Source organism: Desulfobulbaceae bacterium (assembly GCA_013792005.1).
Lineage (GTDB): Bacteria > Desulfobacterota > Desulfobulbia > Desulfobulbales > VMSU01 > VMSU01.
The window spans coordinates 1-2,536 of the sequence record VMSU01000039.1 but is presented as its reverse complement, the minus strand read 5'-3'; the positions used below and the strand labels follow the sequence as shown (position 1 = coordinate 2,536).

4 protein-coding genes are annotated in these 2,536 nt (G+C 47.7%); all 4 read right to left on the bottom strand.

Annotated elements, in window-relative coordinates; genetic code table 11:
• Nucleotides 1-294: 294 nt before the first annotated feature.
• Nucleotides 295-1,143, bottom strand: a complete 849-nt coding sequence (locus FP815_02360) for a sugar phosphate isomerase/epimerase (GenBank protein MBA3013776.1) — start codon at nt 1,141-1,143, stop codon at nt 295-297.
• Nucleotides 1,121-1,288, bottom strand: a complete 168-nt coding sequence (locus FP815_02355; protein ID MBA3013775.1) for a Trm112 family protein — start codon at nt 1,286-1,288, stop codon at nt 1,121-1,123. Before FP815_02355 ends, FP815_02360 begins: the two co-directional genes overlap by 23 nt.
• Before the next feature lie 290 nt (nt 1,289-1,578).
• On the bottom strand, nt 1,579-1,944 hold the full coding sequence (locus FP815_02350) for a response regulator (GenBank protein ID MBA3013774.1): 366 nt from the start codon (nt 1,942-1,944) through the stop codon (nt 1,579-1,581).
• A 12-nt stretch (nt 1,945-1,956) separates the two neighbouring features.
• Entirely contained in the window at nt 1,957-2,394 is a 438-nt protein-coding gene (locus FP815_02345) for an MOSC domain-containing protein (protein ID MBA3013773.1), read from the bottom strand.
• Nucleotides 2,395-2,536 lie beyond the last annotated feature (142 nt).

Sequence of the window (2,536 nt, the reverse complement as noted above, 5' to 3'; positions counted from 1 at the left end):
TAACGGTAATCAGTTATCGGTTTACGGTTAAAAGAATCATGATTAGTCATAAATCATCGTATGATACTCAATGTCAGTGTGTCCTCATCCATTGGCAGGCCCCAATCACCGTCAACTGTCAACCGTAAACCGACAACCTGAGCAGTTACAATGATTGAAGATTAGTGACAATCCCGCTCAAGGCGAAAAGAGAGTGGATGGTCAAAGCTGTATCCGTCTAGCAGTGCCGCAGCAGAGGGCTCTCTTCGATTGCATATCTGTAAGGAATAGGCCTTGCGGTCCCGTCTGTTGATGTCACTTCTTGTTGCTACGCAGATCGACTACACCCAGGTGGGCCAGGGCATCAAGGCTTGCCCAGAGGTCCTGGTCAGTGTGCGGTTCCAGGGTGATCCGGGGGTGAACATTGTGTTGGGTCAGGGCGTTAAGGAATCCGGGAAAGTCAAAGTTTCCGTGGCCGATGGCCTGGTGGGTGTCGGTATCACCTTGATTGTCATGGAGGTGGAGGTGGCCGACCCAAGGCATAGCTGGGAGCCAGTCCTGCCAGGGGCATTTGGCAAAGGCCTGCATATGGCCGGCATCAAGACAAATCTTAGCGAAAGGAGAGTCAAGGGCTTGCATCATGCGGATATGTTGGCTGGGCTCGGACTCATAAGTGTTTTCAAGGGCCAAGGTAGTCTGATGGCTTGCGGCCATGGCTAGAAGTTGACGGAAGGTCTCTTCGGCTTGAGCGAACCACTCTTCAAGTTTGTATCCGTGTTTGTTGCTCTCGAAGTTTAGGTGACAGATAACTGCCTGGGGCTTGAAGATGTCAATCAGTTCAAAGGCCAGTTGTAGCTTTTCTCTGGTTGCTGCGCGAATTTTGGGGTCAAGCGCGCCTGGGGAAAGGTCGAAAAAAGGGGCATGTAGTGTGCATGATAACCCTTCATCTGTGAGGCTGTGAGCAATTTTCTGAAAGTCACTCTTGCTTTTAGAGTAGAGAGCGTTTCCTTCAAGCCCGATTTCTGGTTGAAAACGGTGTTTGAGGAATAGTGATAACAGCTCCCCTTCCAACAGGTGCAAGATTGGTGCATTGATAAAGCATTGATCCGGTGTGGTGCGAAAAGACACAAGCGCTCCGTTATTAATCGATTTTTTTTGCCTCATCGACCAGCATGATCGGGATATCGTCCCGGATTTCGTAGAGGAGTTTGCAGGTCCCACAAATCAGTCCGTCATTTTGTGGGGTAAGTGTAAGTTCGCCTTTGCACTGTGGGCAGGCAAGAATTTCCAGCAGTTCTTTGCTGATCATGGTGGACTCCTAGAGGAAAAGAAAAAGGATAAGGTATCTTGCTGGACTCGTAACTGCTCAGGTTGTCGGTTTTACGGTTGACAGTAATTGGGTCCTGGCAATGGCTGAGGACACACTGGCCATGATTCTTTTAACCGTAAACCGACAACTGAATACCGTTAACCTGTGTAGTTACCTGGACTCTAACATAAAAGGCGAAGGGCTCGTCGTCAACATTTAGTAGGATAAATGTTAACGACGAGCCCGGATGAATTGGCAAAAGACGGTTATAGGTCAGCTGGGAAGATGAATTAGTTCAATACAGAGTGTACCGCATCCAATAAGTCCTGTTTGGAGACCGGCTTGATTAGGGTTTTGCGGGTGCCAATGCTCTCTGCCAGGGTTAAATAACGTTCCGGTTCGATAACTCCGCCACCTGATATGGCGATGGCTGGAACATTAGGAAACTCCTTTTCCAGTTCCATGATCAGTTTCAGGCCATCCTTGACGGGCATGACCATGTCGGTGATGATCAGTTCCGTGGGGTTTTGACGAAAGAGGTCGAGGCCCTCTTGGCCATTGCTCGCGGTGGAGACAACATGGCCATCATCTTCAAGGATCTGTCTGAAAATTTTAAGGACCCATGGGTCATCGTCAATCACAAGTATGCGGGCCACAGTTTTTCTCCTCTAGGGGATTATATGGATTTCATCGTTTTGGTGCAGGGTTCCTGGCCGAACTACTTTGGCGAAGATGCCTTCTCTTGGCATAACACAGTCGCCAACCTTGTGAAATATGTTGCATTTATCGTGGCATTTTTTCCCAATTTGCGAGATTTCCAGTTCAACCTCGCCAGAGACTATTCTGGTGCCCACGGGCAGAGTGAAGAGGTCGATTCCCTCTGTGGTAATATTTTCAGCAAAAGAACCAGGTCTTAGCTCAAGATCTGTTCGGTTTTTTAGCATGGAATTGATGCTTTCGATGCCAAGAAGGCTTATCTGGCGGTGCCAGTTTCTGGCATGTGCATCGCCCTCAAAGCCATAATCCATGATGACGTTGATCGTTTCAACCGGAGTTTTCTCCATCCCTTTCTCTGTGCTGATATTGAGTGAGAGTATTTTTCCCATGTCGGATTGTTTGGATGGTCTCTTTTGAGTTATGCGTTCTGTTGTAATGCCAAGTCTGATTCGGCATCAAGAAAACGTAAATTTAAAAATAAAAGTAACTACACAGGTTAACGATAATCAGTTATCGGTTTACGGTTAAAAG